General features: G+C 40.0%; 20 protein-coding genes. 6 read left to right on the top strand and 14 right to left on the bottom strand.

Annotated elements, in window-relative coordinates:
* Positions 1-6 precede the first annotated feature (6 nt).
* From O3652_RS01970 to glmU, 6 genes are all read right to left on the bottom strand, one after another.
* Complete coding sequence (locus O3652_RS01970) at positions 7-600, bottom strand: 3'-5' exonuclease (protein WP_125413173.1); 594 nt, start codon at positions 598-600, stop codon at positions 7-9.
* A gap of 81 nt (positions 601-681) precedes the next feature.
* Positions 682-1176, bottom strand: a complete 495-nt coding sequence (gene rocS, locus O3652_RS01965; protein ID WP_000021252.1) for a chromosome segregation protein RocS — start codon at positions 1174-1176, stop codon at positions 682-684.
* A 76-nt stretch (positions 1177-1252) separates the two neighbouring features.
* Positions 1253-1945: a 5'-methylthioadenosine/adenosylhomocysteine nucleosidase gene (locus O3652_RS01960; protein ID WP_371590012.1), complete on the bottom strand. Its 693-nt coding sequence runs from the start codon at positions 1943-1945 to the stop codon at positions 1253-1255.
* A gap of 15 nt (positions 1946-1960) precedes the next feature.
* Positions 1961-2272 carry a cell wall synthase accessory phosphoprotein MacP gene (gene macP / locus O3652_RS01955; RefSeq protein WP_000517872.1) on the bottom strand — a complete coding sequence of 104 codons (312 nt, stop codon included), beginning with the start codon at positions 2270-2272 and terminating at the stop codon, positions 1961-1963.
* An 11-nt stretch (positions 2273-2283) separates the two neighbouring features.
* On the bottom strand, positions 2284-2829 hold the full coding sequence (locus O3652_RS01950) for an NUDIX hydrolase (protein ID WP_000393797.1): 546 nt from the start codon (positions 2827-2829) through the stop codon (positions 2284-2286).
* A 9-nt stretch (positions 2830-2838) separates the two neighbouring features.
* Complete coding sequence (gene glmU / locus O3652_RS01945; protein ID WP_044020852.1) at positions 2839-4218, bottom strand: bifunctional UDP-N-acetylglucosamine diphosphorylase/glucosamine-1-phosphate N-acetyltransferase GlmU; 1380 nt, start codon at positions 4216-4218, stop codon at positions 2839-2841.
* A 155-nt stretch (positions 4219-4373) separates the two neighbouring features.
* Here glmU and O3652_RS01940 point away from each other — a divergent pair, with 155 nt between their 5' ends.
* The 5 genes from O3652_RS01940 (at position 4374) to lysS (ending at position 8857) form a co-directional block, all read left to right on the top strand.
* On the top strand, positions 4374-5174 hold the full coding sequence (locus O3652_RS01940) for a glycoside hydrolase family 25 protein (protein WP_001227574.1): 801 nt from the start codon (positions 4374-4376) through the stop codon (positions 5172-5174).
* A gap of 106 nt (positions 5175-5280) precedes the next feature.
* Positions 5281-6123, top strand: a complete 843-nt coding sequence (locus O3652_RS01935) for a DUF368 domain-containing protein (RefSeq protein WP_125413206.1) — start codon at positions 5281-5283, stop codon at positions 6121-6123.
* Positions 6123-6605, top strand: coding sequence for an aminoacyl-tRNA deacylase (locus O3652_RS01930; RefSeq protein WP_084945229.1), 483 nt, complete (start codon positions 6123-6125; stop codon positions 6603-6605). Before O3652_RS01935 ends, O3652_RS01930 begins: the two co-directional genes overlap by 1 nt.
* Positions 6605-7228, top strand: coding sequence for a histidine phosphatase family protein (locus O3652_RS01925; RefSeq protein ID WP_371590011.1), 624 nt, complete (start codon positions 6605-6607; stop codon positions 7226-7228). Before O3652_RS01930 ends, O3652_RS01925 begins: the two co-directional genes overlap by 1 nt.
* 138 nt (positions 7229-7366) lie before the next feature.
* Positions 7367-8857, top strand: a complete 1491-nt coding sequence (gene lysS, locus O3652_RS01920; RefSeq protein ID WP_000102439.1) for a lysine--tRNA ligase — start codon at positions 7367-7369, stop codon at positions 8855-8857.
* A gap of 74 nt (positions 8858-8931) precedes the next feature.
* On the opposite strand, the gene O3652_RS01915 is transcribed toward lysS, so the two are convergent.
* The 6 genes from O3652_RS01915 to O3652_RS01890 form a co-directional block, all read right to left on the bottom strand.
* On the bottom strand, positions 8932-9771 hold the full coding sequence (locus O3652_RS01915) for an amino acid ABC transporter substrate-binding protein (protein WP_000823417.1): 840 nt from the start codon (positions 9769-9771) through the stop codon (positions 8932-8934).
* A 15-nt stretch (positions 9772-9786) separates the two neighbouring features.
* Positions 9787-10416 (bottom strand): amino acid ABC transporter ATP-binding protein, encoded by a 630-nt coding sequence (locus tag O3652_RS01910; protein ID WP_000891744.1) that lies wholly within the window; start codon positions 10414-10416, stop codon positions 9787-9789.
* 10 nt (positions 10417-10426) lie between these two features.
* Positions 10427-11068 carry an amino acid ABC transporter permease gene (locus O3652_RS01905; protein WP_000121156.1) on the bottom strand — a complete coding sequence of 214 codons (642 nt, stop codon included), beginning with the start codon at positions 11066-11068 and terminating at the stop codon, positions 10427-10429.
* 388 nt (positions 11069-11456) lie between these two features.
* Entirely contained in the window at positions 11457-13256 is a 1800-nt protein-coding gene (locus O3652_RS01900) for a Spy0128 family protein (protein WP_070568692.1), read from the bottom strand.
* Between the two features lie 291 nt (positions 13257-13547).
* A complete protein-coding gene (locus tag O3652_RS01895; RefSeq protein WP_185755866.1) occupies positions 13548-14777 on the bottom strand; it encodes a tetratricopeptide repeat protein in 1230 nt (409 codons plus the stop codon).
* Complete coding sequence (locus O3652_RS01890; RefSeq protein ID WP_000400296.1) at positions 14767-15933, bottom strand: AI-2E family transporter; 1167 nt, start codon at positions 15931-15933, stop codon at positions 14767-14769. Before O3652_RS01890 ends, O3652_RS01895 begins: the two co-directional genes overlap by 11 nt.
* 144 nt (positions 15934-16077) lie before the next feature.
* Between O3652_RS01890 and O3652_RS01885 the strand changes: the two genes are divergently transcribed.
* The gene (locus O3652_RS01885; RefSeq protein ID WP_125413171.1) at positions 16078-17091 is read left to right on the top strand and encodes a lactonase family protein; all 1014 of its coding nucleotides are present in this window, start codon (positions 16078-16080) and stop codon (positions 17089-17091) included.
* A 32-nt stretch (positions 17092-17123) separates the two neighbouring features.
* Here O3652_RS01885 and O3652_RS01880 read toward each other — a convergent pair whose 3' ends face one another.
* The gene (locus tag O3652_RS01880) at positions 17124-17543 is read right to left on the bottom strand and encodes a F0F1 ATP synthase subunit epsilon (RefSeq protein ID WP_000940836.1); all 420 of its coding nucleotides are present in this window, start codon (positions 17541-17543) and stop codon (positions 17124-17126) included.
* 10 nt (positions 17544-17553) lie between these two features.
* The gene (gene atpD / locus O3652_RS01875) at positions 17554-18960 is read right to left on the bottom strand and encodes a F0F1 ATP synthase subunit beta (RefSeq protein WP_000094372.1); all 1407 of its coding nucleotides are present in this window, start codon (positions 18958-18960) and stop codon (positions 17554-17556) included.
* Positions 18961-19013: the final 53 nt, after the last annotated feature.

Here is a 19013-nt window from a genome sequence, read left to right as displayed (position 1 = left end):
GCACTCCTAGTCTAAAAATTGGGATAAATCTAAGCCACCGAAAGGATTATTCATCGAAAAACTACTCTGGTCTTCTATTAATAGCTTTCCTTCATCCGATTCCAAAAAGGCTTCGTAAACACGCGCCGTCATGCGGGCATCCTCTAAACTGTTATGAGACTTCCCATGAAAGCCTAAAAAATTTGCAACAGTTTGTAATTTAAGATTGGCTATGCCGTGTAGGTCAGAACTACGGCGTTCAAAAGCCTCATCATATAGGTCGACCTTATACTGTTCACGATAATCAATACCATGCTCCAAAAGAATAGGCAAATCACTCTTAGCTGCATTGTATCCAACAATAGGTAAGTCGCCAACAAATGCTTGAAAGTCCTTTAAAACTTGTTCTACTTTTGGCGCACCTTTCAAGGTTTCAGCTGTAATTCCAGTCAAACCATTGATAAAACTCTTCAATGGTGCTGTAGTATGAACATAAGAGTCAAAAGCAGCACATTCTTGTCCATCTTGAAAGCGGACTGCCGATACTTGAATTAAATGGGTAAACCCCTCATGTTGATTGAATTCCAAATCAAAGGCGATATAATCTCTTAATTTTTCCATTATTTACCTCAATTACTACCCAAACTAAACTATAAATAATAAAAGAAGCCATTAGGTTAGTGAGTAACCCAAACAGCTTCTTTATTTTCCTCCAAAAAGGCGAGCAAAAAAGCCTTTTTTGGTTGCTTGGACTTCTTCTTTTGCTTGGTCCAACTCGAGTTTCAAGGTTTCTTGATCCTTCATGGCTTGAAGAGTTAACTGTTGCTGTTGGTCCAACTGTTTGTCCTTTTCAGCAATCTGGCGGTCTTTGATACGCATCTGTTCATCTTTTTCTGATAACTGGCGGTCTTTTGCCTTGAGCTGCTCGTACAAGCGAAGAATTTCAGCGTTTTTCTCATCGACCAAGATTTCCATCAGTTCACGTTGTTTGACATCATCACTGACTGGTTCATCTTCAAAAATCGTTTTTTTGTAGATTTCTTCTAGCTTGATCAAGCCACTTCGAGTAACTACAGTTACACCTTTGTCATTTTTTTTCGTGTCCTCTTCTGGAAGTTCTTTGACACGATTGTTGATTGCTTGACGAGATAATCCTAAGACCTCTGCAATCTCACTGACGGTCATTTCAATACTCATAATATCCTCTGAAACGTTTTCTAGCTTTTCTTTATTTAAATCTTATCATAAGCTAGATAAACTGTCAAATTTCCGCTTAATCCAAAGCCTTTAAAAAGGCTAATAAGACTTGGGCAGAACGACGTCCAGCTTCGATAATAAACTCATCAAAAGAGATAGAGGCTTCGTGATTAGCATTGTCACTCATAGCACGAATGACTAAGAAAGGTAGGCCAAGAGCCTGAGCCGCTTGTGCAATGGCTGCACCCTCCATTTCAACAGCTAAAACATCCGGAAAGTGGGACTTAATACTAGCAATCTTATCATCCCCAGCTATAAAACTGTCTCCTGTAGCAATCAAGCCTAGGTACCAAGTCTGTTCTAACTGAGATAAGTTTTCTTTAATCCTAGCGATAAATTTCTTATCTGATTCAAAGTACAGAGGTTGACCAGCCAATTGGCCATAAGCATAGCCAAAAGCAGTCACATCCACATCATGATAAGCCAACTTATCCGCAATCACGACATCACCAACAGCAATCCCTTCGGCAAGAGCACCTGCTGATCCTGTATTGATGATAGCTTCTACTTGGAAGTGATCAGCTAACACTGCTACACTCATAGCTGACATGACCTTTCCAATCCCACTCTGAACTAGAACGACTTCAGTATTGCCAACAGAGCCAGTGTAGTAAGTATTTCCGAGGACTTGGACTTCTTGAGGTTTGTCCAAATTCTGAGTCAAATATAGGAGTTCTTCTGGCATGGCAGCAATGATTCCAATTTTCATTTCAAGTCCTTTCAATTACAAGAGTTTCATCGCTAAAATTAACAAAATCAAAAGTAGGATAACTGCAAACAAGATGCGATTGAGTTTCGAATTAAAAACATTTCTCTTGGTATTCTCAATGCGACGACTTTTATGAATCGTTGGCTCCACTTCGATTGTTAAGGTATCTTGACTAAAACCGTGGTCTCTAGAACGTGAATAACCAAAATGTTGTGAAGACGTTGGTAGGATTTTTGTTTCCTCATCATCTTGAAGAGGTGGTCCTGAGATTTTCTCACCTCGGTTAGCACGTTCTATCATTTCGTCTGTTAATAAAGGTTTTCCCATGGGTTGCTCCTCTATTTCTTTTGTAGTTCCCAGTACTGGATCGCCATAATGGTCTTGGCATCACAGATATGACCTGACTGGATCAGGTTCTTGGCTTCCTCTAGACTTACTTCTAGGACTTCCAAGGTTTCATCATCATCTTGTGGACGAGGATTTTCCACCTTAACCAAATCACTGGCGAGATAGAGTTTTAGTTTTTCATTACAAAATCCAATCGCAGAATAGAAATCGTACAACAGTTCTAACTTACCAGTGTAGGCAACTTCTTCTTCCAATTCACGAAGGGCCGCCGCCATTGGATCAGCATTTTCACCAAGTTCTAGTTTACCTGCAGGAATCTCATAAGAAACCGCCTCGATAGCCTTTCGATATTGCTTAACGAGAACGATTTTGTCCTCAGCTGTCACAGCTAGCACACAAACAGCTCCATTGTGAAAAATCAAGTCACGTTGGGCAGTCCCCTTTCCTTCTGGTAGTTCCACCTGATCTTGTACCAGTTTGAAAATAGGACCTTGATAGATTTCCTTCCGACTAATCGTTTTTTCTTCAAATTCCATGACAAACTCCTACTGGTTCTTGGGATGATGAGGGAGGCGAGTCGCATATTCATCTTTGTTGACCTGACGTCCACGGCCGATAGCAATGGCATCAGCAGGAACATTCTTGGTAATGGTTGAACCAGCTCCAACGAGCGAATTGTCACCTAACTCAACTGGGGCAATAATGGTTGAGTTTGAGCCAACAAAGACATTGTTGCCAATGACAGTTTTGTATTTATTTTTGCCATCGTAGTTGACTGTAATGGTTCCTGCACCAAAATTAACGTTGCTACCCACTTCGCAGTTTCCAATATAGGTCAAATGACCCGCCTTGGTATTTTCACCGATTGAAGATCCTTTTACTTCAACAAAGTTTCCAATGTGAACTTGAGAAGCAAGACTTGAACCTGGACGGATATGGGCATAAGGACCGACTGTCACACTGTCCGCAACACTACTTTCCTCAATCATGGAATTCGTAATCACGGCTCCAGCTCCAACGGTACTATCTACGATATAAGTTCCATTTGTTAAAATAGTCTCCGCACCAATCTTTGTTTGACCTTTCAAGGTAACGTTGGCTTCGATTTGAACTTCAGGTGCAATCTCGACATCAATATCAATGTAAGTTGCTTCAGGATTGACAAAGCTAACACCATTAACCATGTGCTTTTGGTTGATACGGCGGCGCATCACTGCTTCCGCAGTGGCAAGAGCCACACGGTCGTTTACTCCAAGACTTTCATCAAAATCCTTGAGAGTATAGGCGCCAACCTTCTCACCTGCGTTACGGAAAATACCAATCACGTCAGTAATATAGTACTCACCTTGGGCATTGTTGGTGTTGATGTTTTTAAGAGCTTCAAAAAGACGTTCATTGTCAAATACATAAGTTCCTGTATTGATTTCCTTAATTTGCTTTTCAAAGTCTGAGGCATCTTTTTGCTCCACAATGCGAAGAACTTCTGCATTATCGTTTCGAACAATTCGACCATATCCAAAAGGATCAGCTGCTTCAGCTGTTAAAATAGTTGCCACATTTTTGTGGTTGATATGGAAATCCAAGAGGTTTTTCAAACTTTCACCTGTGATCAGAGGAGTATCCCCAGCGATAACCAAGGTGTGGCCAGTACGATTTTGGAGAATAGGCTCCGCCATCATGACAGCATGCCCAGTTCCTAGTTGTTCTGATTGGGTAACAAAGTCTGTCTGACCTGCCAATACTTGCTCAACTAGCTCAGCCTTGTGACCAACTACAGTGACTGTTTTTTCAGGTTGAATAGCACCAACACTACGAAAAACATGTTCCAACATCGAAATTCCAGCTACTTTATGAAGTACCTTTGGAAGATCTGATTTCATGCGAGTACCTTTACCCGCTGCTAAAATAATGGCATAATTTGACATAATCTTCTCTTTTCTCTAGAAATTCCCTTATATTATACCATAATTTAGTTTCTTAGGAGTAAACAAACAGAGAAATAGGGAAAAGGCGCCCATTTATTCACTTTTTCTGATGTTTTCTTTGATTTTTTTATCTATTTACGTTAAACTATTTAGATATGAGAAAAAAGATTCATCCAGCTATTATTTTCACTTTATTTACTATATTTATAGCTATTTTGATCCTCAATAGACCAACTTATGAAGACCATCCTGTCAAGTCAAAACCCAATGCAGTTCAGGTTGAAAATCAGGCCTTGCATAATCTTGACAAACCTATCATTGATGTCTCTGGTTGGCAAAGACCTGAGGAAATCAACTACGATACCTTGTCTCAAAATATTTCTGGTGTTATTGTTCGTGTCCACAATGGGGCTCAGCATACTGAAAAAAATGATGCCGCTTATGCCAATGGTATTGATAAAGCCTATAAAAGTCATATTACAGAATTTCAAAAGCGGAATGTCCCAGTTGGAGTCTATGCCTATCTAGCTAGCCCCAGCAAGGAAGAAATGGAAAAAGCCGCTGAAGTTTTCTATAATGCTGCTTCTCCTTACAACCCTAGTTACTATTGGTTGGACGTGGAAGAAAAAACAATGTCTGATATGAATGAAGGGGTTGAAGCCTTTCGTGCTAAACTGGAATCTTTAGGTGCTAAAAACATCGGCATCTATATTGGAGTTTACTTCATGCAAGAACACAGTATCAATACAGATAAGTTTACTGCTATTTGGATTCCTTCCTACGGGACAGACTCTGGTTACTTTGAAACAACACCCAATACCAGTTTAGACTACGACCTCCATCAATACACTTCAAAAGGAAGAATTGCTGGATTTGAACATCATTTAGATATTAATCTCATTTCTACCTTGAAGGAAAAAGAAGAAACCTTCAGAAAACTATTTTTAAGACCATAAGACAAGTGAAAATCGCTCTCTTTTTCACTTGTTTTTTCATTTTCTTCTCGTCTGTGTTATAATTGATAGAATAGAGAAAGAATTTTATGAAATTGAGGATTTTATGATGTTTTCATGGATTGCAAGAGTTATTAAGGGAATCGTCATCGCCTTAGGATTTATCCTACCTGGAATTTCTGGCGGTGTTTTGGCAGCTATTTTGGGAATTTACGAGCGAATGATTAGCTTTCTGGCTCATCCCTTTAAGGATTTTAAAGCGAATGTCCTATACTTTATCCCAGTAGCAATCGGGATGTTGCTAGGCATTGGTTTGTTTTCTTATCCAATCGAGTATCTGCTAGAAAATTACCAGGTCTATGTTTTATGGAGTTTTGCTGGAGCTATCATCGGTACGGTTCCTAGTCTCCTTAAAGAATCTACTCGGGAATCTGATCGTGATAAGATCGACCTAGTCTGGTTCTGGACCACCTTTATCCTTTCAGGTGTCGGGCTTTATGCGCTAAACTTTGTTGTTGGTTCTCTCAGTGCTAGTTTCGCTAGTTTCATCTTAGCGGGTGCTCTTTTAGCGCTCGGTGTCTTGGTGCCTGGTTTAAGTCCGTCAAATCTACTCTTGATTTTAGGATTGTACGCTCCAATGCTAACTGGCTTTAAGACCTTTGATTTATTCGGAACCTTCCTTCCTATTGGGATTGGTGCAGGAGCAACTCTTATTATCTTTTCAAAATTAATGGACCATGCCTTGAACAACTACCACTCCCGTGTTTATCACTTTATTATTGGAATTGTGCTATCAAGCACCCTCTTGATTTTGATTCCAAATGCTGGAAGTGCTGAAAGTATCCAATACACTGGACTTTCTATCGTGAGTTATGTTCTCATCGCCTTCTTCTTTGCACTTGGCATTTGGCTTGGTATCTGGATGAGTCAATTGGAGGATAAGTATAAATAATGGCAAAAAAAGTCAAGATTAAAAAAACTTTGGTCGAGCAAATCTTGACCAAGGCGGGTATTGACCATACTGGTATTCAAATCAACGCGCTTGAGGGAGAACTTCCTTCGGAATATGATCGAACACATATCTTTAAAACCTTGGCTCTGCTGGGTGATAAGACGGGGCCAATAATCGGAATCGTTCCCATAACAGAACACCTCGCTGAGAAAAAACTAGCAAAGGTCTCTGGTAATAAAAAAGTGAGCATGATTCCACAAAAAGACCTAGAAAAAACGACAGGCTATATTCATGGGGCTAATAACCCCGTCGGCATTCGCCAAAAACACAATTATCCTATTTTTATTGATCAGACTGCTTTGGATTTAGACCAAATGATTGTCTCTGCTGGAGAAGTCGGGCATAGTATCATCATTCGACCTCAAGACTTAGCCAGCTTTGTAAAAGCAGATTTTGCTGATCTCTTGGAGGAAAGTAAGTAATGAAACTCTATTTTGTCCGTCATGGTCGCACCCTCTGGAATCTTGAAGGACGTTTTCAAGGTGCTAGTAGTGACTCTCCCCTTCTTCCAGAGTCCATTGACACACTAAAACAACTGGGGCAGTATCTCAATGAAATTCATTTTGATACGATTTATTCTAGTGATTTACCCAGAGCGGTCAAATCTGCTGAAATTATCCAGAGTCAACTCCAATCCCCTTGTCCTTTGAAGAGCATTCCTGACCTACGTGAATGGCAACTTGGCAAACTAGAGGGATTAAAAATTGCTACGCTCAATGCCATCTACCCACAACAAATCAAGGCCTTTCGCTCTAATCTGGCTCAGTTTGATACGAAGATGTTTGAAGCTGAGTCCCTTTACTCTACGACTCAGCGAACCATTCAGTTTATCAAATCTCTGAAAGAAAGTCCGGCTGAAAGAATTCTGATTGTCGGACATGGGGCCAATCTCACTGCTAGCCTACGCACTCTCTTAGGCTATAAAGAGGCTCACCTTCGCAAAGATGGAGGCTTGGCCAATGCTAGTCTGACAGTTTTAGAGACCGATGATTTTGAAACCTTCACTCTGAAAAGATGGAATGACACTTCCTATCAAAGAAAATAATGGAACTTGACCTTAATAGTCAAGTTCTTTTTAGTTTTCAAAGAATATCCGTGAATTTCTCTGCTATTTATGATAAAATGGGAGTATCGCAAAAAATGACTCATCGTATCAAATTTTGAGTAAAATTAGGAGGAACCCATGTCTACAGAACATATGGAAGAACTAAATGACCAGCAGATCGTTCGCCGTGAAAAAATGGCTGCGCTCCGTGAACAAGGAATCGATCCCTTCGGAAAACGTTTTGAACGTACTGCTAACTCTCAAGAACTAAAAGACAAATTTGCAGAACTTGATAAAGAACAATTACATGAACTAAATGAAACTGCTACTATCGCTGGACGCTTAGTAACTAAACGTGGTAAAGGGAAAGTTGGCTTTGCCCATCTCCAAGACCGTGAAGGTCAAATCCAAATCTACGTTCGTAAAGATGAAGTCGGTGAAGAAAACTACGAAATCTTCAAAAAGGCTGACCTCGGTGACTTCCTCGGTGTCGAAGGTGAAGTCATGCGTACAGATATGGGTGAACTCTCTATCAAGGCAACTCATATCACTCACTTGTCTAAAGCACTTCGCCCACTTCCTGAGAAATTCCACGGTTTGACTGACGTTGAAACAATTTATCGTAAACGTTACCTTGACTTGATTTCTAACCGTGAAAGCTTCGAACGCTTTGTTACTCGTTCAAAAATCATCTCTGAAATCCGTCGTTATCTTGATCAAAAAGGTTTCCTTGAAGTGGAAACACCTGTTCTTCACAATGAAGCTGGTGGTGCTGCTGCTCGTCCATTTATCACTCACCACAACGCCCAAAACATTGACATGGTGCTTCGTATCGCGACTGAGCTTCACTTGAAACGCCTTATCGTTGGTGGTATGGAACGTGTCTATGAAATTGGACGTATCTTCCGTAACGAAGGAATGGATGCTACTCATAACCCTGAATTCACTTCTATCGAAGTTTACCAAGCTTATGCAGACTTCCAAGATATCATGGACTTGACGGAAGGTATTATCCAACACGCTGCTAAAGCAGTTAAGGGTGATGGTCCAGTAAACTATCAAGGTACTGAAATTAAGATCAACGAACCATTTAAACGTGTTCACATGGTAGATGCTATCAAGGAAATTACTGGTGTTGATTTCTGGCAAGACATGACTTTCGAAGAAGCAAAAGCTATCGCTACTGAGAAGAAAGTTCCAGTTGAGAAACACTACACTGAAGTTGGTCACATTATCAACGCCTTCTTTGAAGAGTTCGTTGAAGAAACCTTGATTCAACCAACCTTTGTCTATGGTCATCCAGTAGCTGTCTCTCCACTCGCGAAGAAAAATCCTGAAGACGAACGCTTTACTGACCGTTTCGAGCTCTTCATCATGACTAAGGAGTACGGTAATGCCTTTACTGAGTTGAACGACCCAATCGACCAGCTTAGCCGTTTCGAAGCCCAAGCAAAAGCTAAAGAACTTGGTGATGATGAAGCAACAGGTATCGATTACGACTACATTGAAGCTCTTGAATACGGTATGCCACCAACAGGTGGTTTGGGTATCGGTATCGACCGTCTCTGCATGCTCCTCACTGATACAACTACTATCCGTGATGTATTGCTCTTCCCAACAATGAAATAAACTCTTATCCTCTGGTACTTGCCAGAGGATTTTTCGATACAAAAAGAGACTGAGAAAAAACTCAATCTCTTTTCTTATTCTTGATTTTTAACTTGACTGGTGGCTACATCTTCCCCAAACCACTTCTGGCTGATTTCCTGGAATTTTCCTTCTTGGTATAGTGATATAAAAGCCTGATTCAGAGCAGCTAGCAAAGTTTTATCAGCAGGTCTAACACCCACTGCAAAAGCTTCACTTTCAAATCCAGCTGAAAAGACATTGTAGTCATTTAATATTCCTTCAGACTGGAGATAATAATTGGCATATACCCGGTCAATCACAAGGGCATCAATCCGATCATTTTTCAAATCAATCAAGGCTTCATTGAAACTTTGGTATTGATTGGCCTTCTGATCTTTCACTCGATTCTTGAGTAGTTCGGGTTGTCCTTCAAAATTCAAATAGCCAGAAGATCCTGCCTGGGCCCCTAAAACTTTGTCAGTCATATCCTGAATTGAGTGGATATTTTGAGACTTTTTAGAGACCAAAACTTGTTGATTTTCCATGTAAGGAATGGTAAAGGCAACCTTCTCTTTCCGTTCATCTGTAGCTGTATAGCCATTCCAGATGGCATCAATGGTACCATTTTGTAGCTCGGTTTCTTTCATATCCCAGTCGATGGGTTGAAATTTAATCTGAATTCCTAGCTTTTCAGAAACAGCTTGGGCCAGGTCAATATCAAAGCCTGCATACTGGCCGTTCTTTTCCTCAAATCCCATGGGAACAAAGGTATTGTCAAAGCCAATGGTAATGCTTCCCTGTTTTTGATATTTGGCCCAATTATCCTGATTTGGATCACTTGCCTTCTGAGTACAAGCCGTCAGGAAGAAGCTAAAGAACAGAGCAAGTACAAGGGCAATTTTCTTTCTCTTCATAGGCACCTCCTAGTCCTACTTTGGATCAACCTTAAGGATCTGATCAGCAATGTTTTCCGCAAACTGAAGATCGTGGGTCACAACAATCTGGGTCATCCCACGCTCTTTATTTTGAAGGATAAGTTTTTCTACTTCTAATCGCAATTCTGGGTCTAAGGCTGATGTAGGCTCATCATATCCAATAATTTCTGGGTTAATCATCATAGCACGTGCTAAGGCCACCCGTTGTTTTTGCCCACCTGAAAGTGAGAAAGGAAAGGCATCTGCATGTCCTGCTAACCCAAGTTGTTCTAACAAACCACGCGCCTTCTTCTCAGCAACTTCCTTCTCCATGCTCATCGTTTTTATGGGCGACAGAGTTAAGTTATCTAGAACTGACAAATGCGGAAAGAGTTGAAAATCTTGGAAAACAAATCCCAGAAGATTGCGCTTTTCTAGTTCGTCTATAGCTAACGATTCGCCGTTATAGTAGATTTCCCCCGAATCGATTGTTTCCAATCCAGCTAACATACGTAATAGGGTTGTCTTGCCGCCTCCTGATGGACCTACGATTGCAAGGATTTGCTTTTCGGGAATAGATAGGCTGAAGTTGGTTAAGATTTGTTTGCCACCAAAGGCCTTGTTAATGTTTCGTAATTCTAACATAGCAATCCTCCTATCTGTAATAACTGTACTTCTTCTCAAGTTTTTTCGCTACAATGGTTACAAGACCAATCATGATTAAATAAATCGCTCCAGCTAAAAACATAGGAACAAGACTGGCATCTCGATTGGCTGCTGTCCGACTTGCCAAAATCAAATCTGAAATCCCAAGGGCATAAACCAATGAAGTATCCTTGACCAAACTCATAATTTCATTAAAGACGCTCGGTAAGACAATCTTTGTAACCTGAGGCAAAATAATATAGCGCACTGTGTCAAAAGGACTAAACTTCAAGACCTTAGCAGCTTCATATTGACCTTTAGGAATGGTTTCAATCCCACCACGAAAGATTTCAGCAAAGTAGGCTGCATAGTTCAATACAAAAGCGATCACAGCAGCAGGCAAACGATCTAAACGTATCCCAATGCTAGGGAGAACATAGTAAATAAAGATTAATTGCAAGAGCAAGGGAGTCCCTCGCATCACCCAAATATAAAGGTCAATCAGATAATGGAGGGGTTTCCAGCGGACTTGTAAAGCAAAGGCAACGACAATACCTAAAGGAATTGAAAAGATCAAGACCAGAGCAAAGACTTGAAGTGTCATACTTGCACCGTTCAATAAACTTGGTAATATCTCAAACATATAAGACATACTGCACCTCCTAAAAATTATTGTTCCTATTATAGCATAAATAAACAATTTAGCAAGGGTTTTTGTAAAAAAATTCTATAATCCTTGAACTATACACCTTTTTCTGAGAAATAAGAGCAAAATATTATCTTAAAGAATTCGGAGAATTACAAGGATTCTAGACGAAAATATAGATTTAACTTCTAATTCTGAGAGAACAATGATCAAATTTTTTGATCAAATATCTATAAAGATTTCATTGACACAGAACTCTGTTTACTCACATTCACTTCATAGCTCTAGAGATATAAAAAAAGAACCACTTTATAAGAATAGTATCATTTCTACTATCCATACAAGTGGCTCTTTGATGATGCCATAGCAAAGGCATCAAGATTTTTCAACTAGATTATTTAACTTTTTTGAAACGGAATAAGAGAATGGAACCAAATGCAAGTACTACTCCTACAACAGTAAACAGCATAGTCATTTCAGATGTACCAGTATTTGGTAGTTCTTTAGTTCCTTCTGGTTGTTTAGGTTTGTTATCAGAAGATCCTGGAGTCTCAGCAGCATAAGTATTTGTGAAGGTTGGATTATTACCTGTAACTGTTGCTACAAATTGACCTTGACCATTGTCTGCAACTTTTACTGTTACTGTATAAGCATTTTTATCATAAGTTACACCAGTTTCATTACCACTTTTTTCAGTGATCGTGTATGTGTGAGTTCCTGCAGCAGTATATTCAATTGCTGGGAAAGCAACTGTTCCGTCTGCAGCATTCTTAGCTGTTGCTACAAGTTTGTCGCCTTCTTTCAATTCAAATTCATATTTATCTGCCTCAAGAGGTTTACCATTTAGGACTTTTTTAGCAGTAATTGAAGTTGTTGCAGATTTAACAGAATACGAATTTACAAAAACTTTATTGTCATATTTAACACTTGCAAACTTCTCACCATAAACATCTGTTACAGTAACTTCTGCGTTAATAGTCTTATCATCGTAAGCAAAACCTGGTTTTTGATCATTAACTTCTTTAATCTGATACTTATAAGTACCCACTGTAGAGAATTTAACGGCTTTAAATTTCACTTTGCCATCTTTATCGTTCTTAACAGTTTCAACAGCTGATCCGTTTGGATCAAGTAGTTGGAAGCTAAATTCTTCAGCAGCTAGGTCTTTTCCTTTTAACTGCTTAGAAACCTCAAATGAAACTTCTGTAGAACGTGAACCAGAACTAATACCTTCAGTTGTGGTTAATGGTGCAAAACCTTCTACATCAAAGTTTTCAGTCGAAGTCGTAATTTTAACGTTATTGAAAGCTTTCTTTGTTGTATTATCAACTGGAGCTGTGATACGAGTCTTATAAACTACATACAAACCTTGGTTGGTTAGATCACCATTACCATTTGGAGTAATAGTGAAGCGATTAGAATCTTGAACAACAATGTGACTTGGATTCAAAAGTGGATGAGGCTCATCCTTACCCCATTCAGTAAAGTAGTAACCTGTAATCTCACTAGCTAATACTTGCCCTTCAGGGATTGTATCTTGAATCGAAACACCTTCATAAGGATTAGCATATTTGTTTACGCGAATATACCAATTAATATAATTTGGATCGTTCGTATCTTGAACTCCCCATTTAGTAAATCCTGTTGGATCCTCATCTGGAACAATACGAGTCAAATTGTATACTCCTGCTCCAGGAATGTCGATTGGATACGACTTATTGAGTTCAACATTATCAGCCCATACAACAGTAAATAAGGCCGAAATTTGTTTCTCTTCAGGTAAGTTAGCAAAATAATCTTCGTTACTTACCGTTACAGTCGCTGTATTTGCAGACTTATTTGTCGTTAACTCAGCAACTTTAGTGACTCCATCGTTACCAAAGATTTCAGTAGTTGAATCTGATTCAATTTTGAATTCATTTGGAACTTTATAAACCATAAAGTCACCATTCTTCAACGTTGTTGAGTTGTCGAATTTGTAAGTGGTTTGAAGGTAAAATTTCCCTTCACCATACTCTGCACCATCAACTAACTTATTATTGTTAATTGTCGGTACTGTCGTTAGCGTATAGCTACTAGATGGTAGTTCAGCAGCTTTAACCACATTGCTAGTTCTTAGTACTGGGATAAATACTGAAGCTACTAACAATAGCGCCATGAATGCATGAGAAAGTTTTTTATTAATCTCTTTCACAACATTTGCCTCCTTTATTTTTGGGGATAGATTCCCCTATTTATTATTATATATTCTTATATAAATTTGTCAAGTATTTCATAGTAGTTCGATGTTCAAATCATACCTTTAAACTCTTATTTAATAGGAGTTAGCAGGCTTTCATTGTTCAAAACTTCATCTAAATTGGCTATAAGAAATTCTAACATTTATATTATATTAGTAAAAAAGAAAAGACCTCTGAGGTCTTTTAAATCATTCATTCAAGGTCATTCGTTTCTGTTAATAAGATTTTAAAAAAATTAGAAATCCTTAAAGTGTCTCTATGAGTTCTTGCATCTGAACATCATCTGGAACGATTTTTAAATAAGCTTCAGCCTGTACCTTGGCTTCTTCAAAATATCCCAATTCACGCAGGAGATAAGTATACTGCTCAAGAAACTCAGGATTATCCTTGAGGTCAGACGATAGTTGTTGATAGAGCTCATAGGCCTTATCTAAATCCTCAATTTTCTGATAAGAACGGGCAATCATCCACTTGGTCAAGAGATTTTCAGGTTCTTGACTTTGGAGAGCGATAATGTCCTCAAACCGTTCTTGTTCCATATAAATGGTTGCAAGGCGAAGGAATATTTCTTCTGTATCCTCTGCATCTTCTTTAGCAGTAAGGAGAAACTGCTCCGCACTACTAGGATCATGTAATTCATACGAAAACTGAGAAGCAGCTAGTAAGAGCCGAGTTTCAAATGGATTTTTCTCCAAACCTTGTTTAGCGATACGAAGGGCCTCTTCCACCTGATGTTCCTTATGCAAAGCTTGACTATAACCATATTCATATCCTTCAAAGTCAGGTGAAATAGTATCAATCTGCTTAAAGTAAAGAACAGATTTTTGATACTCTTCTTGGTCAAAGTAAAGACTAGCCAGTTCAAAGGCAGTTTGGTCATCGTATTCTAATTCTAAAGCTTTTTCTAAGAATTCAGTTGCAGCTTCAAACTTACCTAACTGGGCATAAGCGTAGCCAATTCGCTGATAGGTTGAGACACCCGTTTGCTCATAGATGGAGCGATTGTCTAATTGAGCATAGCCCTGAATAGCTTCCTGATAATTCCCTAACTCGCTATCCAACTCAGCCAAACCAAAAACTAATAAGGAATCGTCTGAGTAGTTTAAGGCTTCCAGTAACTTTTCACGCGCTACATCTGTCAATCCTTCCAATTGATAGAGGTCAGCCTTCAAGGCCAAGGCCGACACGTACCAGTCACTTTCGGGTGTGATTTCCTCAAGGTAAGCAAAGGCTTCCTCAAGATTGCCATCCTCGCTAGCAATGCTTGCTAAGTTCAGATTCACTTCTGGAAATTCTGTAACGATATGTTGGTAAATTTCTTTTGCTTGAGGATAAAAGCCAATTCCCTCTAGATAGCTTGCTAGTTCGTAAAGAACCTCACTTGAATCTGTTTCGAGGGCTTTGTGAAAATACTGATCCGATTTGGTTAAATCCTGTTCATCCAAAGCCTGGAGCATGCGTTGACTATTGTTCACTCTTGATTTCCTCCCCTTCTTCTTCATACAGACCGCTGACTTTTTTATACCAGTTAAAGATAGCTGAGATAACGACCTTGGCAGAAGCATAGACAGGAATTCCCAGCAAGACTCCCCAAATACCAAACATAGAACCTGAAGTTAGGAGAACAAAGAGGACATTGATTGGATGAATGTTTAGCTGACTACCTAAAATAAGCGGAGAAACGAAGCGACCTTCAATCGTTTGTTCAACAATAAAGACAATAATTACTTTCAAAAGCATGACAGGGCCCGCTATTAAGCCCAAAACCAGAGCAGGCAACATCGCTAGAAAACTACCCAAGTAAGGTACTAGATTGAGGATACCAGCCGTAATACCAAGAGTCACAGCATATCTGAGACCAATAATCTTAAAGAAGATAATAAACATAATTGCCACGATAATAGCAACTGTAACCTGCCCTCTAACATAGTTTGACAACTGTTTATTAACATCTGACAAAACTTGTCCGACAGGTTCTTTTAACTTGTTTGGGATGAATTTAGTCAGGTAATCTCGCAAGCCTTTCCCATCTCTCAAAAGATAAAAGAGCATGAAGGGTACGATAATAACCGCAACAATGACCTGGGAAACGCTACTGATAAAGGCGCTAACCCAGTTAACAGCCTGAGAAGAGATTTTGCTTGCCCACATGGTCGCCTCACTAGAAACATTGGAAAGAACCTGCTCCAACTGTGGTCTAAAATCATCTGGCAAGCGTTTGGTTACAAGGTCATTGATCACCTTATCAGCATCTTCCAGGTATGTCGGCACATTCTTCGCAAAATTTAAGACTTGACGTTGCAGATTTGGAATAGCAACCGCAAGCCCCCAAATGATAAAGAGTCCAATAACAACAAAAACAATACTAATGGCAAGGACACGATTGATCTTGTGCTTCTCCATCCAGTCAACAATCGGATTGAGGAGGTAATAAAGTAAACCAGATAAAATAACTGGCAACATGACAACTCCTAGAAAATCCAAAACTGGTAAAAAGATAAAACTAATCTTACTTAGAATGAAAATGTTCAGCCCCAGTAACAAGGTTACTAAAAATACAGTGATGGCTTTATTATCTAAAAACCACTTAAAAAACCAAGATAGGCTAAAATGTTTCTCTTTATGTTCCATAAATACATCCTTTCTGTCATTCTCTCATTATACCATTTTTAGACTAAAATAACTCTTTTTTAAAGTGCTTACATGAATGAATCTAGTGCTTCATGACTGCCATTTTGTGGTATAATGAACTTATCATTATTAAGAGGTATGGACATGAAAGAAACTGTTTACTTTGGAACTTACACTCGTCGCTTATCTAAAGGGATTTACAAGGCAGATTTTGATACAGAAACAGGCCAGCTTGCAAATCTTGAACTCTTTGCTGCTGAACCAAGTCCGACCTACCTTGCCTTTGACCAACAGCAACACTTATACACCGTAGGGAGCCAGGATGACTTAGGTGGAATCGCTGCTTACAAGACAGATGGCGCTTTGCTAAATCATGTGGTTGAAGAAGGCGCTCCCCATTGTTATGTGGCAGTGGATGAAAAGCGTGGTCTCGTTTATGGGGCCAACTATCATAAAGGTCAAGTTCTGGTTTATAAACGTCAAACGGATGGTAGCCTCATCCAAACGGATCTAGTTCAGCATAGTGGACAAGGTCCTCATGAAAACCAAACTTCCCCACATGTACACTTTACGGATCTAACACCTGACCAGTACCTCGTCACCTGCGATCTAGGAACAGATGAGGTAACAACCTATGATGTTAGTCCAGAAGGAAAACTAAATAAACTCTACACTTATCACAGCCAAGCTGGAGCAGGTGCACGCCACATCGTTTTCCACCACCACTATAAGATTTCCTATCTCATCTGCGAACTTAATAGCACGATAGAGGTCTTGATTTATGATGGGGTTGGTGAATTTGAACGCATGCAAGTTATTTCAACCTTACCAGATGGATACGAAGGCTTTAATGCTACTGCTGCCATTCGTCTTTCAAAAGATGGCAAATACCTCTATGCATCCAACCGAGGTCATGATTCCATTGCAGTCTATACAATCCTCGCTGATGGTAGCTTGGAATTATTAGAGATTGTACCAAGCCATGGTAAAAATCCACGTGATTTCGACCTAACTCCTGATCAAGAGTTTCTCATTGCTGTTCATCAAGATTCTGATAACGCAACCGTCTTTAAGCGCAATCCTAAAAGTGGTCGTCTTGCAGAGCTTTCTAACGACTTCCATGTCCCTGAAGGAGTCTGCATCAACTTCCCACATTAAAAAAAATGAACTTGAGTTTCAAGTTCATTTTTTTATAGTCTATTTCCGACATTGATACGGTTGATAGCACGTTGCAATGCGATTTTTGCACGACGTTCTTGGTCAATCAAATGCTTGTCATGAGCTTCTTCGATTTCTCGTTCAGCTCGAAGTTTCGCGCGTTCTGCACGACTGATATCGATATCACGAGCACGCTCTGCTGAGTCTGCTACAATGGTAATAATATCATTAGCAATTTCGATAATTCCTCCGTTCACTGCAATCCAGTTCACATGAGTATCATCATCGATACGTTTCACCTTCACTTCATCAACCGCTAGAACCGCAATCATATTTTCATGTCGTGGCAAGATCCCCATCTCACCATCCAGAGTTCGTACCGATACAAAGCTGGCATGGTGATCATAGACGAGGCCATCTGGTGTCACGATCTGGACAGTTAAATGAGCCATAGATCACCTCTTAAAATCCCATTTTCTCTGCCTTAGCAATGACGTCTTCGATTGAACCGACACCACGGAAGGCATCTTCTGGTAACTGGTCATGTTTTCCTTCAAGGATTTCCTTAAAGCCGCGAACTGTTTCCGCTACTGGCACATAAGAACCAGGTTGACCAGTAAATTGTTCTGCAACGTTAAAGTTTTGAGACAAGAAGAACTGGATACGACGGGCACGTGCAACCAAGGTCTTTTCTTCATCAGAAAGTTCATCCATACCAAGGATAGCAATGATATCTTGCAATTCATGGTAACGTTGAAGGACACGTTTAACCTCAGCAGCAACTGCGTAGTGCTCCTCACCAACAATCTCAGGTGCCAAGGCACGAGAACTTGAAGCTAGAGGGTCAACGGCTGGGTAGATACCCAACTGTACCAATTTACGTTCCAAGTTTGTTGTTGAATCCAAGTGAGCGAAGGCTGTTGCTGGCGCAGGGTCAGTGTAGTCATCCGCTGGCACATAGATAGCCTGGATAGAGGTTACAGAACCCTTCTTAGTTGATGTGATACGTTCTTGCAATTGACCCATTTCCGTAGCAAGTGTTGGTTGGTAACCAACGGCCGAAGGCATACGACCCAAAAGGGCAGATACTTCTGAACCAGCCTGAGTGAAACGGAAGATATTGTCGATAAAGAGAAGCACGTCTTGGCCTTCTACATCACGGAAGTATTCGGCGATTGTCAAACCAGTAAGGGCAACACGCATACGGGCTCCTGGTGGTTCATTCATCTGACCAAATACCATGGCTGTTTTCTCGATAACGCCTGATTCTTTCATTTCCCAGTAAAGGTCGTTCCCTTCTCGAGTACGTTCTCCAACACCAGTAAATACTGAAATACCACCGTGTTCTTGAGCAATGTTGTGAATCAATTCTTGGATTAAGACGGTTTTACCAACTCCGGCACCACCAAAGAGTCCAACTTTCCCACCTTTAAGGTAAGGGGCAAGAAGGTCGATAACCTTAATCCCTGTTTCCAAGATTTCAGATGAGGTAGACAATTCATCAAAAGTTGGAGCTTTCTTATGAATTGGCTGACGCTCAGCGTCTTCAGCGAAAGGAGCATCCAAGTCAATCGTATCCCCCAAAACGTTGAAGACACGTCCCAAAGTTTCTTTACCCACTGGCACAGAGATTGGACGGCCTGTGTCCAAAACTTCCATTCCACGAGTCAAACCATCTGTTGATTCCATGGCGATCGTACGGACCATACCATCACCCAACTCCAAGGCTACTTCAAGGACGATTTTTGTTTTTCTTTCGTCATTTTTGTAGACGACAAGTGCATTATTAATCTCAGGAAGTGTTTCCCCTGCTGCAAACAAAACGTCTACAACGGGTCCGATAACCTGAGCAATTTTACCTGAACTCATCTCCTTCTCCTATTCTATATAAGATACTGTCGGTTCCTAGTTCAACTAGGTCC

Origin of the sequence: Streptococcus sp. 27098_8_23 (assembly GCF_041432195.1) — a bacterium.
In the GTDB taxonomy this organism is placed as follows: domain Bacteria; phylum Bacillota; class Bacilli; order Lactobacillales; family Streptococcaceae; genus Streptococcus.
This window is presented reverse-complemented; position numbering and strand designations above follow the sequence as displayed.